A 17,238-nucleotide genomic window follows, 5' to 3' on the forward strand; every position below is an offset into this window, starting at 1 on the left:
TTGGCTTAATTTTTCATTATCGAAAATAGAGAAAAGAAGTAGATAAAACATTTTTTTACCGTGCAGAACCTTGCTGTAATAATCCACTTTGGTACTTGCTGAAAGATGACTTAAAAGTGCTTCGGGAATAAATTCTAAAACGTGTCTAAGAGATATTTTGTGATCTTTAAAAACTGACATAAATAATTGATTATCAGTCGTAAAGACACGAAAAAGCACTAGCAAAAACAAACTAATTAACTAATAATCAATAGATTGAGTTCTTTTATTTTTTTGGTGAAAAAAAATAAAAAGTCGGAAGAAAAATCTTCCGACCATGACTAGCTGAAAAGCCTGCTTCTAGTTTTATATTCAAAATCTTATTTACCAAGGTAAGATTTCAAAATCTTACTTCTAGTATTATGTTTCAATCTCTTAATTGCTTTTTCTTTGATTTGACGAACTCTCTCTCTCGTAAGGTCAAAAGTTTCACCAATTTCTTCAAGAGTCATTGGGTGTTTTCCGTTCAATCCGAAATATAATCTTACAAGATCAGCTTCTCTCGGCGTCAAAGTCTGAAGCGCTCTTTCAATCTCGATTTGTAGAGACTCCAACATCAAATCTTTATCAGGACTTGGAGACTCACCAGAACGTAAAACATCATAAAGGTTAGAATCTTCACCTTCCACAAGTGGCGCATCCATAGAAAGGTGACGACCACTGTTTTTCATAGATTCCTTGATGTCTTCCTCGCTCATATCAAGAACTTCTGCCAATTCTTCCGGAGAAGGAGGTCTTTCGTTCTCTTGCTCAAGGTGAGCATAAGCTTTGTTGATTTTGTTGATAGAACCAATTTTGTTCAAAGGTAATCTTACAATTCTCGACTGCTCCGCCAAAGCCTGCAAAATCGATTGACGAATCCACCAAACTGCATAAGAGATGAATTTGAAACCTCTCGTTTCATCATATCTTTTAGCCGCTTTCATCAGACCAAGATTTCCTTCGTTGATTAGATCGGGAAGAGAAAGACCTTGATTTTGATACTGCTTAGAAACCGAAACCACGAAACGCAAGTTAGCTTTGATCAATTTTTCAAGAGCAGCTCTATCGCCGGCACGGATTCTCTGAGCCAAATCTACCTCCTCGTCAGCGGTAATCAATTCAACTTTTCCAATCTCTTGCAGATACTTGTCTAGTGATGCGGTTTCCCTGTTGGTAACCTGTTTTGTAATTTTTAATTGTCTCATTATAAAAACCTCATTCTATTAGGTTGCATTATATTATACGTTCATAACTTGGAAAAGGTTACAAATATTTTATTTTTCTCAGATTATGAATCAATTTTAACTAATTTTAAAAGAGATTAATATAATTTGGGCAGCTTAATCCGCCTTCCACTCCCGCTATTTTTTGCCCTAGCTTTTCCAGCCACAAAAAATGAGCTCCGTTCAAGTCGGGCTGCAGGTTTCTACATAGTCAGAACTTTATACATAGATTTGACGGTTTTGTTTTTTTTATTAAAAACACTTAGAATCCTCTCAGTGTGACAACTTAAATAATAAATTCTCGAATAGTAAAAGTGTCAATATGAGCGGAGTCGAAGACTTATTGAAAGTAAAAACTAAAGTGAACTTAATTGATGAATGATTTACTCTTAAGTGACTAAATTGTTCCAAAATAAATCTGCTATATTTGCCAAATCTGCGAGAGTTTTTAATTAGTGACTCAATAAATCGATACATTTCTCTGTAAATCAATTATTCTTAACAAAAATTAGGTTTTCAAAATTTTCTGTATCGATTCTAATTGTTATTTTTGCCGAATGTTTAAAAATCTAATCAGTATTTTTGTTGGCTTATCTCTTTTCTCTTGTGGTAAAGAACCGGTTCCAAAACCGAAAGGAGAATTGCGCTTGGAATATCCAACTCCAAAATATCTGAATTTTTCTACGCCCTGCAGTTATTCTTTCGATTATTCAGATTTTGCGAAAGTCAAAGATGCTAAGGAAGCCTGTTGGTACAATTTGTCTTATCCCAAGATGAAAGCTAATGTTTTCATCACGTATTTTCCGATTAAGAATGATTTTTTACTTCATATAAAAGAAGCAGAAAAAATGGTTTATGAGCACACGATAAAAGCAAGTTCTATCGATACTAAGTCTTTCGCTTATCCGGAGAAAAAAGTTTATGGTAATTTTTATGAACTGAAAGGTCAGACGGCTTCTAATATTCAGTTTTATGTGACGGATAGTACAAGGCATTTTGTAACTGGGAATTTGTATTTCAATTCTCGTCCGCGCCCAGATTCATTAGCACCAGCTGTAGATTATATCAAAAAAGATCTTCTCCATTTGATAGACTCTTTTGAGTGGAAAAGCAAATAAGAAACAAAATAAAAGAGTCAAGAAAAATGGCTCAGAATTAAATTATAAATTAAAATATCCGATTTGATTATCGGAAAAAAAGAAATAAATATGAAATTACTAGCAGTTGGAACTGTAGCATTTGATGCCATCGAAACGCCTTTTGGAAAAACAGATAAAATTCTTGGTGGTGCAGCCACATATATTGGATTAGCAGCTTCTGCTTTGGATACAGATGTCAGCTTGGTTTCTGTAATTGGTGGAGATTTTCCTCAGGAATATCTAGACATGATGACTTCAAAAAACATCAATGTTGATGGGGTAGAGGTAGTAAAAGATGGTAAAACTTTTTTCTGGAGCGGAAAATACCATAATGATCTTAACTCTAGAGATACTTTGGTTACAGAACTTAATGTTTTAGCAGATTTTGACCCAAAAGTGCCGGAGCATTCTGCTGAGGCTGAAGTTCTTTTGTTGGGAAATCTTGATCCTGTTGTTCAGCTTTCTGTTTTAGAAAGAATGAAAACGCAGCCAAAATTAGTTATTCTTGATACAATGAATTTCTGGATGGATATTGCTTGGGATAACTTGATGAAAGTGATTGCTAAAACTGATGTTATCACCATCAATGACGAGGAAGCTAGACAACTTTCAGGAGAATATTCTTTGGTAAAAGCAGCTAAAAAAATCCATACTTTAGGACCAAAATATGTGATTATCAAAAAAGGAGAACATGGTGCATTGCTTTTCCACGATGGAAAAATCTTCGCAATTCCTGCTTTGCCTTTGGAAGATGTTTTCGATCCAACTGGAGCGGGAGATACTTTTGCAGGAGGTTTTGCGTCTTACCTTACAAAGAAAGAAGATTTCAGTTTTGAAAGTATGAAAACGGCGATTCTTGTGGGAAGTGCAATGGCATCTTTCACGGTAGAAAAATTTGGGACAGAAAGAATCGAAACTGTTACAAAAGAAGAATTGACAGAAAGAATTAATCAGTTCAAAGAATTGACAGCTTTCGAATCTGCAATCTAAATTTAACCTAACACAAATTTAACGCTCAAAAGAGTGTCACAAAATATAATAAATGAAGAAGATTTTTTTTCCAGCTGTTTTAGCATTTGTTTCCCAAGTGACTTCTGCACAATATCTGATTGTTGGTAAAGACAGCATCTCTGTAAAGGATTATATCAAAGAAAATAAATATGGACTAGAAACAAACGGTCCAGATAAATCTGTCAACTCAACCGTAGAATTCTTACTGTTGCAGCAATTGGCAAAAGAAAAAAAAGCAGATACGCTCACCTTTTTTACCAATTCTATGAATCAGAGATTGTCAGATTTAAGAGAACAAAAATTCTATCCAAAATCTATTGTAGAGCCAATTCTTCAGGATTATGTCAATTCTAGTAAGACAGAAACTCAGATTTTACTTTTCATCAAGGAGAAAAAAGCTGAAGATAAAACAGATTATAAAACGCTTTATAATCAAGTGAAAGCTGGGAAGATGACGATGGAAGATTTCTTGGCAAAAAATGGAAACCCAGAAGCTTCAAAACCTTTCTACGTAAAACCAGGAATGTTGGATTATGAATTGTATCAGCAGGTAAAAAATGCTCCAATCAACTCTTATACAACTTTTATAGACAAACCCAATGTTGTTGCGTTTGGAAAAGTAGTTGCTACAAGACCAAGTTTGGGCTACATGATTTTTGGAGTTTTAACAATCCCTAATGATGCAAATTATGAAACAACTAAGGCTAAAATTTATAAAGAATTAGAATCTGGTAAGAAGTTTCAGACCGTTGTAAAAGAGTTTGGTGCAACAGAGGATGAGAAAAAATCTGGCGGTGCAGTAATGGGGTCTCCTATTTTACCAGATGAAGTTTATAACGCATTCAAAGGGCAAACAAAAGACTTTTATACAAAAACGCCAATTCTTTTCGGTGACAAATATTTTATTTTTAATATTTATAATATTGAACCATACACTCTTACAGATACTAACAGACAGTTTTTTCAAAAAGAAATGTTAGCGACTGGTTACGGTGAAGAACTAACATCAAAACTTGTAGAATGGTTGAAAACTCAAGATAAATTTGTTGAAACTCCAGAGTTTGCTGAAATTAAGAAATCTTATCAAAATTACCTGAATCCAAAAAATCCTAAAGCTGTTCTTTTTTCTTACGGGAAAAATAAAGTGACTTATGAGGATTTGAAAAAAGCAATTGACTCGCAATACAAAAATCTTGAGCAGATGCCAACTAATCAATGGTCAGGTCTTGTGGATTATCAGACTCAGCAATACATAATTGGGGTATACGCTGGTAATTTTGAAAATCTGCCAGATGTAAAGCCTGCAGTAGATGAACTTAGAAAAAACCTTTTCTCCGAGTATATCTTTTCCGAATATTTGAAGAATGAAGTTAAAAATAATCCAAAACTTTTTACAGATTATTATAACGAAAATAAAGCTAAGTTTGTTTGGGAAAAAAGGGCAGAATCTAGAGCTGCTGTCATTTCTGATCCGAAATTATTAAAAGAGATTGAGAAAGAGACAAAAGATCCTAAGAAATGGGAAGCCTTGAAGGAAAAGTATAAAAACATGGTTAACGATAAGAATCAGGTTTTGGTGCATTTTGAACAAGGTAAAATCCAAGAGTCGGCGGAGATCTTCAAAAAATATAACGTGCCTTATAAAAAAGGAACTTTTGTTACTAAAATTGGAGAAAGAGATGTTGTAGTTGCTATAGATGAGCTTTTGCCAGAACAGCAAATGACGCAAGCAGAAGCTGAGCCAGAAATGGAAGATGCAGTAACCGAAAAAGTACTCCAAAAAACTATCGCAGAGCAAAGAGCAAAAACTAAAGTGGAAATTCAGCCTGCTTTTATGGCGGAACTGAAAAAAAATTTTAAGAAATAATTATAACAAAAAATATAGCAGAATTGGTTGATAATCTTAATTTTGCACCTTAATAAATAAAAATAATGTTAAAATACACTAAATGTCTTTTTTTATTGTCAGTAATGTTGTGCTTCTTTAGCTCCAATTTTTCTGCTCAGGTAAAAAAAGGTCAGCTCATAGATGGGATTGCAGCCGTAATTGGAAATGAGATCATATTGGAGTCTGACATAGAGGATCAAGCGAACTATGCGAAACAGCAAGGCGCTAATGTAGGAGATAAATGTGATTTTATGGAAAGTATCCTGAACAACAAGTTGCTGATTTTTGAAGCAAAAAAGGATACCTTGATAGAAAACAGATCTGCAGCTATCAAAGAAATGGCGGGTACAAAGTATACCCAGATTCTTTCGCAATTTCCAGATGAAAAAGCCATGTTGGCTGCCTACAAATTTCGTACGTCTTATGAAATGAAAACAGCTATCGAAAAAATTGATGCCGATAACTATTATGGGCAAGCAAAATATGGTAGAATCACAGAGAAAGCAGATGTAACTCCAAACGAGGTGACGGATTTTTATAACCAGTTCAAATACCAGTTGCCTAATGTAAAAGATGAAGTCTTGCTTTCTAAAATAAGTATTTTTCCGAAGATTTCTTCGGCTCACAAAAAAGAAATTATTGATAAACTCAATAAAATCAAGGACGATATCAAAAAAGGAGAAAGTTTTGAAAGCCAAGCAAGAATCTATTCTGAAGACGAAGGTTCTGCTGCACTTGGTGGATTGTACAAGAATATCAATGTAGGACAAATGGTGAAACCTTTTGAAGCTGCTGCACTTAATTTGCAAGAAGGCGAAATGTCCGATCCTGTAGAATCCGAATATGGTTATCACCTGATTCAGTTGATCAAAAGAAATGGTAAAAAGTACGATGCAAGACATATCTTGATAAAAAGTACTCCCAATGCAGAAGAAATATCTGCTGCTAGAAAAGAATTGGATAGTATTAAAACTTTGATTACTACTAATAAAATTAGTTTCAAAGATGCAGCTTACAAATTCTCTGATGACAAGAGTAATAAATACAGTGCTGGTATTATGACCAATAACCAAGATGGTTCTGATAAATTGGAAAAATTAAGTCTGGATCCAACTATTTCTTATCAGATTGCAGGTCTTAAGAAGAATGATATTACAGAGCCTTTCCAACAAGAGGATCAACAAAAGAGAAAGATGATTAGCATTGTTCAGATTAATGATATTATCGATGCGCATCAATTGGAACTTTCTACCGATTATGAAAGAGTCAAAGATATGGCACTTAACAAAAAGAAAAATGAGATTGTTGAAAAATGGGTGAATGCTAAAATACCTTCTGTTTTTATCTCTATAGATAACAAGTATAAGGATTGCAAATTCCATAGCAATTGGCTGAAAGGTACAGTTGTTACAACTAATTAATCTTAGAATTATAAAACTAAAAAAGGATGAGTGGTTTGCTCATCCTTTTTTTATGTTTAAAATTGATTTTTTAATCAGGTTCTATTATTTTGAAATCGGTTATTTTTCCGTCCCATTTTTCATCATAAGTTGAGAATTCTATAGATGTAATTTGTCCGGCTGTAATGTCGATAACATAGCTCAAGCCTTCTTTCAAACCCTTTATTTCTATATTTTTACCATTACTGAATAGGGCATTGGTTTCATCAAATTCACCAGAATAATTTTCATAATCCAATTGGACATCCAACCCAAGATTTGACAGCTTCCTATTAGTAACTTTCAGATAAGCAATATGAGATTTGAATTGTGGATATTTTACAGTTAAACCTTCTAATAGCAAAATTTCTATTTCGTTTAAGTCTTTCATATTTTAAGTTTTTAATTTCTACTTTTAATGACAACATAGCCTTGTAGGATTCTTCCATCAGATAATTTGATTTGGTACCAATAGCTGTCGGTTGGGAGTTTGCGTCCGTTTGATTCTCCATTCCATTCAAAAGGTTCTCCTTTCGTGATTTCGTTTACAACCATTATTCCATTTTTGTCAATTATTTTGATTTCAGAATTGGGATAATTTTCGATTCCAGAGATTTTCCAGGTATCATTGATTCCGTCACCATTTGGTGAAAAGATATTGCTTAAAGAAAAAATAGTAAACGTTTTCGAACCAAGATTGCAATTAAGATTTGTTTTTACATAAACGGTATAGTTTCCATTCGGGAGATTTTCAAATTTATTAGAACTCTGCCAATTAATTTGATTCAAAGAATACAAATAATCACCAGCAGTAGACATCACAACTAGAGCATTATTATTTGTGATAATAATATTTTGAATTGTAGCCAATTTAGCTTTTTTAACGACAACACTTGCAGTATTGTCACAACCGAATTGATTCGTAACAGTTACTGTATAAGTCTTTTCTTGATTTGCATTGATGGTTTGAGTAGTTTCTCCAGAATCCCAACTATAAGTGAAATTGGGGTCGTATCCAGGATTCAGTATAACTCCTAAGGTATCATCACAATATTCAGCTTCTTTTGGAAGATTGATTTCTGGTTTCGGATTCAATGTCAGATCTAATTTCACATCTTGGTAACATCCGAGAGAAGAAGTGATTTTCACATCAAAAATATTGTTTCCAATCGTCAAATCTACATTTCCAGAAACTAATTGTCCCGCAGAATTTTTAAATTCGAAAATATAATCTTGAGGATTTGTGATTAATTCTTTTTTGTAATCATCAAGATTGATGGTTTTAAAGTTTGCTGTTATGTCGTTACAGAAAGAATCAGCGAAATTATTAGCCGATAGATAATTAGTTATAACATTTACTTTTATGGCCAATTTTTGTGTGCTTTCGCAACTATTAACGATTTGTGAAGCGTAGTAAGTAGCTCCATCTACCAACGGCGTTGTATCAGAAATAGAATTTCCGAGATTGTTATACCATTTTATATCAGTTCCTGCAACTATGATATTTTTCAAAGTTGGATTGGTAGCGGAACAAAAATCCTGAATAGCATTACCTGTTGGAGCACTTGGATCAGATAATGTTACAAGGATTTCTTTCTTGGCACTTTCGCATCCGCTGGCGTTTTGAGTGACATAATATTTTGTATTGTCAGTTAACAGAGCAGAAAGATTAGTTATAATAGCTCCACTTGCATCATACCATTTTGGGTTTGTTGCTGTAACTGTAATATCTGATATTCTTGGTTGGTTGATTTTACAGAAAGTTTGATTTGGATTTGCAACAGGCAAAGGCTGTGATGTTATTTCAACTTGTTGAGTTTGCGTTTCTACATTGTCGTTTCCATCATCATATTTCCAAGTGATGGTATAGTTTCCGGGAAGTGAGTACGATAAAAGATCGGAGGTTGTTGCTGTGATTTGACCTTTACAATTATCTGTTGCAGTTGGGATTGTGGAAATGATGGTTTTGCAATCCCCTGTTATTTTTGGGAGTGTTGCAAGGTCTGGGATTGGTTTTGTTTTGTCACCAACTAAAACATTCACCGTTAAGGTTCCATCACACCCTCCAGATCCAGTTATTATACAAGTGTAAACTCCATTATTTGCGATGGTTGCATTCAGTATTTTAGGATTTTGATCTTTAGACGTAAATCCATTTGGGCCAGACCAAGTATATGATGTGCCTCCCGACGCACTTAACTCTATATTGGCTCCAATACAAATTGGAGAATTGGATTGTACTTGAAGTGCACTCTTACAATCATAATATTTAGAAAGATAAGTGGAGTCATAAGTAAAAATATCATTTTCTTTTAGATGTAAAGAAAAGGGGGGAGACTTGACATATGTTCCCCAAATTCTATTTCCATTAGTATTAAATTTTGTAATAAATCCGGAATTGTAGCCACCAGACATTTGTGTAGGATAGAGTCCATCCGGAGTTGCTATATTATTATCGTTAGCAGTAAAACCGCCGAAAATAATATCATTTTTTTTGTTGACATCCAATCCAAAAACAAGATCATCATTTACAGCCGCTTTAGAGTTAGCTCCAAAATATGTTCCCCAAATTTGAGTACCATTTGGAGAGAATTTTGTTAGAAATATATTATTGCCAATATTATGATTATATGTTGGTTGGAATGAGGATGGAGTTGCAATATTTTCAATAGCTTCAGTATCTCCTGCTAGAATGAGATTGTCATCGTTATCTATTTTTATTGCTTTAATCAATGTAAAACCTTGATTTGAATTATATTGTGTTCCCCAATAATTTCTACCTCCAAAATAAGACATCCATAAATTGTTGAAATTTTTATCAAGTTTTCCAAAAAATACATTTGTTCCTCCAATAATACTATTTTGGTGAGGTGAGTTAAAATTCGTTACTGAAGAACCATTGCCTGCTATATAAAGATTATCATTACTGTCGATTGCTAATGCTTCTATACCCCTTGTTTCGTAAGTTGAATTCAAATTGTAATATGATCCATATAGCATTTTTCCATCCTTCGAAAATTTTGAGATGAATGATGTTGTCTCAGTTTTAAAGATTGCATTACTTGATATGATACCATTAGAGCTACCAGTATATCCTGATATGATGATATCATTGTTTGAGTCTGTAATTACAGCTTGTATTGTTTCGTACATATCACCTCCATAATAAGTTCCCCAAACTTTATTTCCATCACCATCAAATTTCATAATAAACCCATCATGGTAATTCCAATAGTAACCACTAGAATCATAATGTCCACTATTGGTTTTATGAGCTCCCGGTGTAGTAATGGTATTTCTCTTTGATAAATTGTCTTTGGCTTTTCCAACAATGTATAAATTGTTGTTTTTGTCAATAGTAAAATCTTCAAAAGAATTAGAATTATCATTAGCATATTGATGATTTCCCATATAAATTCCCATTAATTTATTTCCTTCTTGATCAAATTTTGCTAAATAACCGTACACTTGAGCATTCATTGATTCATTAAGATACTGGCCACTAGAAGCAACATATATTGCGAGCCTATTATCCATTGTATATAGAAAACCATATTCGTTAGTAAGTACTTTTAACGTTGCGGGAAATGCATGAGTTCCATTAACATGATGGGTTTGCCATATCCTAGTTGGAACAGGATCTATCACAATCGTTTGATCAGATGTATTGATTGATGATTCAAAACCAAAAGTCTGATTTTCTAGGTTTTTGTAATTAACAGTAATATTTTGCTTACTATCATTCTCAATCCAAGAATTAGGAATGTTTTCCTGCATTTCTCCGAATCTCAACTTCATCGCAAGCTTACCATTTTTTAATTGGGTTTTTGCCCCGTTGAATTTCATTTTGATATCAGAAATTCTTCCGCCAGGATGAACTAGAAAATTATATTCCACAGGTTTTGTAGAATCCGCAGGTTTAAAAAAAACTAAATCAATTTTATCATAAAGATTCTTGTAAGTGATTTTTTTGTATCGATGAACAAAGCTTACTCCTTCCTTTTTGTAATCAAGGTTATAGTAGTTTTCGTAATCATTAGATTTTCCTTCTGCAACGATTTCCGGGTTATTTTTGGAATCAACAAAATCAATATCAATCCGATGATATTTATAGTTAATTTCTTTGTCTGATGAATTTTTTCTTTGATTTAAGATTTTGTTCTCTTTGAAGTTCTTCTTTTTTATTTCTTTTGTTTCAACTTCATAAACATCATAAGAAAAACCATTTTCTTTGATTTGTACATTCAAGCCAGCTGAATTAAGAAGGTATTTTACTTCAGAATTAGGATTTCCATTCTGGTCAACAATTTGACCTTTGTTTTCATAAAAAGAGTAATCTTGATTTTTTTTCTGAGCAGAGAAGCTTACGAAAATTAAGAATAAAACTAAAGAATAAATCTTCTTCATTTGCGGTTAAAAATTTTTCTCAAATATAAGATTTATTTTAACAAAATTTTAAGACTTCCACCATTCAGAAAAACTTTGAGAATCATCATTCAAATCCAATTTTTCACCAATCAAAGGTGTGTATATTTTGAAATTTTTGCCTTTAGAATTTTCAAAGACTTTTTGTAAAGGCTCATTCCAAGAATGTTGAGCCAAAGCGAATTTCCCCGAGTGAACAGGCAAGACATTTTTTACATTCAGTTCTTCTGCAACTTTCACAAACTCATCCGGCAAAGTGTGGATGTATCGCCATTTCTCATTGTATTGCCCGTTTTCCAAAACAGCCCATTCGAAAGGTCCAAATTTTTCTCCGATTTCTTTAAAATGAAAATCATAACCACTATCACCACCAACAAAGATTTTTTTAGATGGAGTTTCCAAAACATAAGAAGACCAAAGCGTTGTATTACGCTTAAACAATCTTCCGGAAAAATGTCTCGCCGGCGTAGAAGTTATTTTGAAACCTTTATCTATTTCAGCATCTTCATACCAATCTAGTTCAATGATTTGGTCTTCATCAAAGTGCCATTTTTCAAAATGAGAACCAACGCCTAAACCACAAATCACCATATCAATTTTTGATTGTAAACTTTTAATAGTTTTATAATCAAGATGGTCATAATGGTCGTGGGAAATAATCAGAAAATCAATTTCGGGGAAATCTTCTGCGGAATAGATATCTGTTCCAGCGAAAGCTTTTGTAGTTCCAGGAATCGGCGACGCATTTCCGCTGAAAACCGGATCAACCAAAAACCGTTTCCCATCCAACTGAAAATAATAAGAAGAATGTCCCATCCAAACCAAGAAATTATCTGAGATTGGTTGTTCTTTCAGATTCAGTTTTTTTGTTGGTAGAAGAAAATTTGGTTTTTTGTTTTCAGTTTTATCGGTTAAAAACTCCCAAAGGACTTTTTGCATCGTGAAACCTTCTGCTAAAGATGGCGTAAAACTCAGGTTTTGGAAAACGCCATCTTTGTAATTTGGAGATTGTTTCATTCTTACAAGACGTTTTCCTTCAGCTTTTCCTCCGAAAACAGGAAGGTTGTAAATGTAAATTACTAAAACCAAAAGCAGGACGAGAAAAGTAATCAACATAATTTATTCAGTCGTTTTTTTTTACTAATAATAACCATTCGTTATCAAGGATTTTATAGCCTTGCTCATAAACGAAAAAGTATTGCGAGCCGTTTTTGTACGTTACGATTTGTGTGATATATTCAAAATCGAAACCGGCATTTAGTAACTTAAGACGATTAATTTTCGTTTTTCCTTCAAAATTATGTTCAGAAAGTATGCGGTAGTTTTTGCGGAGCTTGTTGTTGACGTTCCGCATATAGTTTGTCGAAGTTTTGTTTTGCTTGTTGTTAAAGGCATTTCGGCAAGCATCGGAACAGAATTTCTTATCGGAACGTCCAATGATTTTGTCGCCACATTCTGGGCAGGTTAGGGTTTCCATTTGTGTTTTTTTTATTGGTTTTTAATCTCTTTCTACAGAAGTTTCCCAGCCATCATAATCTCCATTGTTTTCTTTTGCCAATCTCCATAAGTATAAAGTGTAATCGTCAATATCATCATATCCAACTTTATCGATTCTTTTGATTTGAAGACTATATGGTAATTTATTTTCTTTAATTAAATCATTATTTACTATTTCAAAATTTTCTTTAGTAACAATTTGAATGTAATTTTTTAGGTCATTTTCATTTTTGAAATATATCCAATGAAAAACTTCTCTTGGTTTTGTCAAGTTGTCTCCGTTTTTCTCAAGGTTTTCCAAAACACTTCGATTCGAAATACTTTGTAAATCCATTTCGTTGGGATAAAGTTCGAAATAACTATCCCAATTTTTATCTTCTTTTGAGAATACAGAGATTTCATAATTGGAATATTGTTTTGAAATTTTTTCGGTCTCAGATTTAAAAACCTTTGAATCTTTAGAATAAAAATAAAAATCTCTATAGCCGTTATTAGTCAATCTTCCTATATATAATGAATTTTTAGGATTAATTGTTTCTAAGATTTTATCTTCAATTTTAAACAATATTTCACTTTCTTCATTTGTTGTAAGTCCATTTTCGGTTGGAGATTTAAGCTTTAAAGAAACCCAGCATAAATTAGATTTTTCTTTGATTGGGGCTAATTGTTGAAGAGCTAAATTCAGATAAATCGATGCTGGTTTATCTTCGATAGATGTCAAGTAGAAATTCCATTCTTCAGGATATTTTTTTTGACCGAATAGACTATTTAAAAATCCCATTGTAATAAAAATGATTAATAGTTTTAATTGAATTCTCATTTATAAATGATATCAATCAAAATTATAAAAACCTTTCCATTTACAAACGATTACAAATGGATATAAATACTTTTTAACCGAATCGAGTTTCCGTTTTGTTGAAAATTTGCATCAAGGAAATCGGGAAATACGACAACACGACCCGATTTCAAATGTCTAATTTTTAAATATTATAATTATGTCGTTAAGAAACAAAGTGACTCTTATTGGTCACACAGGAAAAGAAGTAGAAATTTTCAACTTCGAAAACGGAAACAAGAAAGCAACCGTTACATTGGCAACCAATGATTACTACACCAATGCCAACGGTGAAAAAGTAGAGCAAACAGAATGGCATAATATCGCTGCTTACGGAAAAACAGCAGATATTCTGGAAAAGTACGTCCCAAAAGGAAAAGAAATCGCTATAGAAGGAAAATTGACTTACCGCTCTTATGATGATAAAGACGGAACCAAACGATTTGTAACAGAGATTAGAATTGAAGAATTAATTCTTCTTGGTTCAAAATAATTTTTAATAAATCTTGGCAAGCTTCAAAAGTTTGTCAAGGTTTTTCATTCTAAATATTACTATGAAAATTAAAGTTTTGAAAATAAGAGTCCCGAATAGATTTCAAAATATGGATGAAGCCGTAATTAATGATTTTCTTTCAAGATACGATGTCATTAATATGAACTCAAAATTGGTTCAAGATGAGATTAATTATTGGTCAGTTTTGATCTATTATCAAGAAAAATCCAAACAGTCAGGTTCTAGCAAGATGAATATAAGCTCGGAAGAAGAACTTTCTGAAGAGGAGAAAATCATTTACAATAAACTGAAAGATTGGAGATATGAAAAGTCTAAAGAACTTAATCAGCCTCCTTATATTATTTTTCATAATACACACTTGATGTCAATTGCGAAATTCAAACTATGCAATTTGCAAGACCTCGAACAAATAAGTGGTTTGGGAGAATCCAAAATCAAAAGATATGGAATGGAAATAATAGAAGTTTTGGAAAATGCCTAAAGTTGAAATTTTAAGATAAAATAACATTTACTGACATTGAAATTCTAAGTTTATCTCTTACATTTGTTAAATGCTAAACGATCAGAAAATTGAAAAATTCAGGCAAATTGTAGAGAATAAGTTTCAAATATACAATTCACTCTTCATGAGTTTGCCTTACGATAAAATGACAAACATCGGGATGTTGCTTCCTTTTCTTTACGAAGAAAGTAAAGATGGTTATCAGGAAGGCAAATCGCCGGAAGAGATTGTAGAAGAGTTTTTTCAGAAACACACAGAGCTTGAGACCGAAGAACAAAAAACCGAATTGCTTTTCAAAATCATCCAATATATAGAAAGACAAGTCGTTTTGTTTGACAGTATAGAAGATGCGGCATTCCAGCAATTGCATTCGGAGAGTGATTCCGGGACGGTTCTTAATCTTTATGAGAGAGCGACTCAGGAACATCACCTGACAGCCATTCGTAAAAAGATGGATGATTTTGCAATCAAGATTGTTTTCACTGCGCACCCGACTCAATTCTACCCGAATTCTGTTCAGAGAATTATTCACGATTTGAGAGATGCCATTATCAATGATTCGGTAACGCAGATTGATATGTTGCTTCAACAATTGGGGAAAACACCATTCGTTAACAAAGAAAGACCAACACCTCTGGACGAAGCGATGAGCATTATCTATTATCTGAGATATGTTTATTATCAAAGTATCGGTGAACTTTATAAAAAGATAAAGAACACTTTCGGTAACTCGAATTTTACACCGAATCCGGATATCATTCAGTTAGGATTTTGGCCAGGTGGAGATAGAGACGGAAATCCGTTTGTGACGGCCGATATTACAATGAAAGTTGCTGAGGAACTTAGGATCTCAATCTTGAAAGATTATTATGGACATCTTAAAAATGTACGAAGAAGATTAAGTTTCCGTGGCGTGTCTGATGTTCTAAGAGATGTGAGCAAACATATCTATGACGCAATTTTCCAAACTGATGTGAAGATTTCTGCTGAGGAAATTATTACAGAAATCAATCGTGCAGAAAAGATTTTGGTTGAAGAACATAATGGACTTTTCCGTGAAATTCTCGATGACTTTAGAGATCGTGTGAAAATCTTCGGAACTCACTTTGCTACGCTTGATATTCGTCAGGATAGTAGGATTCATCAAAAAGTGATGGATGATATTTATTTTAAAATCTCAGGAGAAGATGCTGATTCCAAAACACCGGACGAGAAGATCCAATATCTATTAAAATCTGATGCGATTCTTGATCCTAATGATTTTGAAGATGAGATAACAAAAGAGACTTTAAAAAGTATCTTTAACATTAGAATCATTCAGAAAAATAATGGGGAGAGGGGAATGCATCGTTATATCATTTCTAACTCTGATGAAGTGAAAGATGTAATGAATGTCTTTGTCATGATGAAGCTTTGCGGATACAAAGAAGAGGAAATGAACATCGATATCGTTCCGCTTTTTGAAACGATGGAAGGTCTGGACAAGTCTGAAGAAGTGATGAGAAAACTCTATTCGGATTCTGTTTATCAAAAGCATTTATTAAAAAGAAATAACAAACAATATATTATGCTTGGTTTCTCCGACGGAACCAAAGATGGTGGTTATCTGAAAGCGAACTGGCAAATCTATACTTCGAAAGAAAACTTGACAAAAGTTTCTGAAGAGAATGATATCAAGGTTGTGTTCTTTGATGGTAGAGGAGGACCTCCAGCAAGAGGTGGTGGAAAAACCCACGATTTCTATGCATCTCAAGGTAATACAATCGCCAATAATCAAATTGAATTAACAATTCAAGGACAAACGATTACTAGTGTATTTGGAAATAAAGATCAGGCGAAATTCAACTTTGAACAGTTGTTGACAGCCGGATTGGAAAATGATGTTTTCAAAAGTGATAAAAAAGACCTGAGCGAAAAAGATAGAAATTTGATTTCTGAATTGGCAGAAATCAGTTATAAAAAATATTCTGACTTGAAAGCTAATCCAATGTTTGTTCCTTATCTGCAAGAGATGAGTACATTGGAATATTATGGAAGAACTAATATCGGAAGTCGACCAAGTAAACGTGGTGCAGGTTCTGAATTGAAGTTTGAAGACTTGAGAGCGATTCCTTTTGTAGGATCATGGGCACAGTTGAGACAGAATGTTCCTGGATTCTTTGGATTTGGTTCTGCTTTGAAGGCTTTGAAAGATGCGGGACGATTTGATGAAGTTAAAAAACTTTATAAAGGTTCGGATTTCTTCAGAACATTGGCGTTGAACTCTATGATGAGTATGAATAAGACTTATTTCCCACTGACTTATTATATGAGAAATAATAAAAAATTCGGGGAGTTTTGGAATGTGCTTTTTGCAGAATTTGAGTTGTCTAAAGAAATGATGCTTGAGCTAGCCGGATACAACATCCTGATGCAAGAAGAACCAATCAATAGAAAGTCTATCAGAATCCGTGAAAAGATTGTACTACCATTGTTGAGTATTCAGCAATATGCGTTAATCAAACTTCAGAAGAATGAAGGTGACAGAGATACTTATGAGAAACTGGTGATGCGATCTCTCTTTGGAAATATCAATGCGAGTAGAAACTCTGCTTAAACTTTATAAAACAAAGAATCCGTCTCACAACAAAATTTGAGGCGGATTTTTTTGTTATAAAAGTTTTTCAATATTTTAAGAAAAAGTGAAAAGTTGTCCTCTTCAGGCAACTTTCTTTCTTAAATTGTGTGCTAAAGCGTGTAAT

Annotated in this window: 13 protein-coding genes and 1 pseudogene; 7 read left to right on the forward strand and 7 right to left on the reverse strand. The window is 33.3% G+C overall.

The window, feature by feature from the left end:
• Together DRF58_RS15990 and DRF58_RS15995 are read right to left on the reverse strand one after the other, a co-directional pair.
• Positions 1-180 (reverse strand): annotated as a pseudogene (locus tag DRF58_RS15990) (IS4 family transposase); the annotation flags it as partial.
• Positions 181-359: 179 nt separating this feature from the next.
• Complete coding sequence (locus tag DRF58_RS15995; protein WP_027383822.1) at positions 360-1,226, reverse strand: sigma-70 family RNA polymerase sigma factor; 867 nt, start codon at positions 1,224-1,226, stop codon at positions 360-362.
• 575 nt (positions 1,227-1,801) lie between these two features.
• Here DRF58_RS15995 and gldD point away from each other — a divergent pair.
• The 4 genes from gldD (at position 1,802) to DRF58_RS16015 (ending at position 6,703) form a co-directional block, all read left to right on the forward strand.
• Positions 1,802-2,362 carry a gliding motility lipoprotein GldD gene (gene gldD / locus DRF58_RS16000; RefSeq protein WP_116036859.1) on the forward strand — a complete coding sequence of 187 codons (561 nt, stop codon included), beginning with the start codon at positions 1,802-1,804 and terminating at the stop codon, positions 2,360-2,362.
• Between the two features lie 90 nt (positions 2,363-2,452).
• Positions 2,453-3,373, forward strand: coding sequence for a PfkB family carbohydrate kinase (locus DRF58_RS16005; RefSeq protein ID WP_116036861.1), 921 nt, complete (start codon positions 2,453-2,455; stop codon positions 3,371-3,373).
• A 52-nt stretch (positions 3,374-3,425) separates the two neighbouring features.
• Positions 3,426-5,261, forward strand: a complete 1,836-nt coding sequence (locus DRF58_RS16010; protein WP_116036863.1) for a hypothetical protein — start codon at positions 3,426-3,428, stop codon at positions 5,259-5,261.
• Between the two features lie 65 nt (positions 5,262-5,326).
• Complete coding sequence (locus DRF58_RS16015) at positions 5,327-6,703, forward strand: peptidylprolyl isomerase (RefSeq protein ID WP_116036864.1); 1,377 nt, start codon at positions 5,327-5,329, stop codon at positions 6,701-6,703.
• Positions 6,704-6,773: 70 nt separating this feature from the next.
• Here DRF58_RS16015 and DRF58_RS16020 read toward each other — a convergent pair whose 3' ends face one another.
• From DRF58_RS16020 to DRF58_RS16040, 5 genes are read right to left on the reverse strand one after another with little or no spacing between them, the layout of a single operon-like run.
• Positions 6,774-7,112 (reverse strand): hypothetical protein, encoded by a 339-nt coding sequence (locus tag DRF58_RS16020; protein WP_116036866.1) that lies wholly within the window; start codon positions 7,110-7,112, stop codon positions 6,774-6,776.
• Between the two features lie 11 nt (positions 7,113-7,123).
• Positions 7,124-11,128 (reverse strand): DUF7948 domain-containing protein, encoded by a 4,005-nt coding sequence (locus tag DRF58_RS16025; RefSeq protein WP_116036867.1) that lies wholly within the window; start codon positions 11,126-11,128, stop codon positions 7,124-7,126.
• Positions 11,129-11,176: 48 nt separating this feature from the next.
• Positions 11,177-12,262 carry an MBL fold metallo-hydrolase gene (locus DRF58_RS16030; protein ID WP_116036869.1) on the reverse strand — a complete coding sequence of 362 codons (1,086 nt, stop codon included), beginning with the start codon at positions 12,260-12,262 and terminating at the stop codon, positions 11,177-11,179.
• A gap of 7 nt (positions 12,263-12,269) precedes the next feature.
• On the reverse strand, positions 12,270-12,623 hold the full coding sequence (locus tag DRF58_RS16035) for a DUF2116 family Zn-ribbon domain-containing protein (protein ID WP_116036870.1): 354 nt from the start codon (positions 12,621-12,623) through the stop codon (positions 12,270-12,272).
• A 21-nt stretch (positions 12,624-12,644) separates the two neighbouring features.
• Positions 12,645-13,463, reverse strand: a complete 819-nt coding sequence (locus DRF58_RS16040; RefSeq protein WP_116036872.1) for a DUF695 domain-containing protein — start codon at positions 13,461-13,463, stop codon at positions 12,645-12,647.
• A 178-nt stretch (positions 13,464-13,641) separates the two neighbouring features.
• On the opposite strand from DRF58_RS16040, the gene DRF58_RS16045 reads away from it, so the two are divergent.
• The 3 genes from DRF58_RS16045 (at position 13,642) to DRF58_RS16055 (ending at position 17,093) form a co-directional block, all read left to right on the forward strand.
• Complete coding sequence (locus DRF58_RS16045; protein ID WP_116036874.1) at positions 13,642-13,974, forward strand: single-stranded DNA-binding protein; 333 nt, start codon at positions 13,642-13,644, stop codon at positions 13,972-13,974.
• 61 nt (positions 13,975-14,035) lie between these two features.
• Positions 14,036-14,476: an HRDC domain-containing protein gene (locus DRF58_RS16050; protein ID WP_116036875.1), complete on the forward strand. Its 441-nt coding sequence runs from the start codon at positions 14,036-14,038 to the stop codon at positions 14,474-14,476.
• A gap of 70 nt (positions 14,477-14,546) precedes the next feature.
• Positions 14,547-17,093, forward strand: coding sequence for a phosphoenolpyruvate carboxylase (locus tag DRF58_RS16055; protein ID WP_116036877.1), 2,547 nt, complete (start codon positions 14,547-14,549; stop codon positions 17,091-17,093).
• The last annotated feature ends 145 nt before the right edge of the window (positions 17,094-17,238 follow it).

Origin of the sequence: Epilithonimonas hispanica (genome assembly GCF_003385395.1) — a bacterium.
GTDB lineage: Bacteria > Bacteroidota > Bacteroidia > Flavobacteriales > Weeksellaceae > Epilithonimonas > Epilithonimonas hispanica.

Coding starts and splice junctions, on each gene's coding strand:
- DRF58_RS16055 (WP_116036877.1), top strand. CDS start 14,547: ATGCTAAACGATCAGAAAATTGAAAAATTCAGGCAAATTGTAGAGAAT.
- DRF58_RS16030 (WP_116036869.1), bottom strand. CDS start 12,262: ATGTTGATTACTTTTCTCGTCCTGCTTTTGGTTTTAGTAATTTACATT.
- DRF58_RS15995 (WP_027383822.1), bottom strand. CDS start 1,226: ATGAGACAATTAAAAATTACAAAACAGGTTACCAACAGGGAAACCGCA.
- DRF58_RS16050 (WP_116036875.1), top strand. CDS start 14,036: ATGAAAATTAAAGTTTTGAAAATAAGAGTCCCGAATAGATTTCAAAAT.
- gldD (WP_116036859.1), top strand. CDS start 1,802: ATGTTTAAAAATCTAATCAGTATTTTTGTTGGCTTATCTCTTTTCTCT.
- DRF58_RS16035 (WP_116036870.1), bottom strand. CDS start 12,623: ATGGAAACCCTAACCTGCCCAGAATGTGGCGACAAAATCATTGGACGT.
- DRF58_RS16045 (WP_116036874.1), top strand. CDS start 13,642: ATGTCGTTAAGAAACAAAGTGACTCTTATTGGTCACACAGGAAAAGAA.
- DRF58_RS16040 (WP_116036872.1), bottom strand. CDS start 13,463: ATGAGAATTCAATTAAAACTATTAATCATTTTTATTACAATGGGATTT.
- DRF58_RS16020 (WP_116036866.1), bottom strand. CDS start 7,112: ATGAAAGACTTAAACGAAATAGAAATTTTGCTATTAGAAGGTTTAACT.
- DRF58_RS16015 (WP_116036864.1), top strand. CDS start 5,327: ATGTTAAAATACACTAAATGTCTTTTTTTATTGTCAGTAATGTTGTGC.
- DRF58_RS16025 (WP_116036867.1), bottom strand. CDS start 11,128: ATGAAGAAGATTTATTCTTTAGTTTTATTCTTAATTTTCGTAAGCTTC.
- DRF58_RS16005 (WP_116036861.1), top strand. CDS start 2,453: ATGAAATTACTAGCAGTTGGAACTGTAGCATTTGATGCCATCGAAACG.
- DRF58_RS16010 (WP_116036863.1), top strand. CDS start 3,426: ATGAAGAAGATTTTTTTTCCAGCTGTTTTAGCATTTGTTTCCCAAGTG.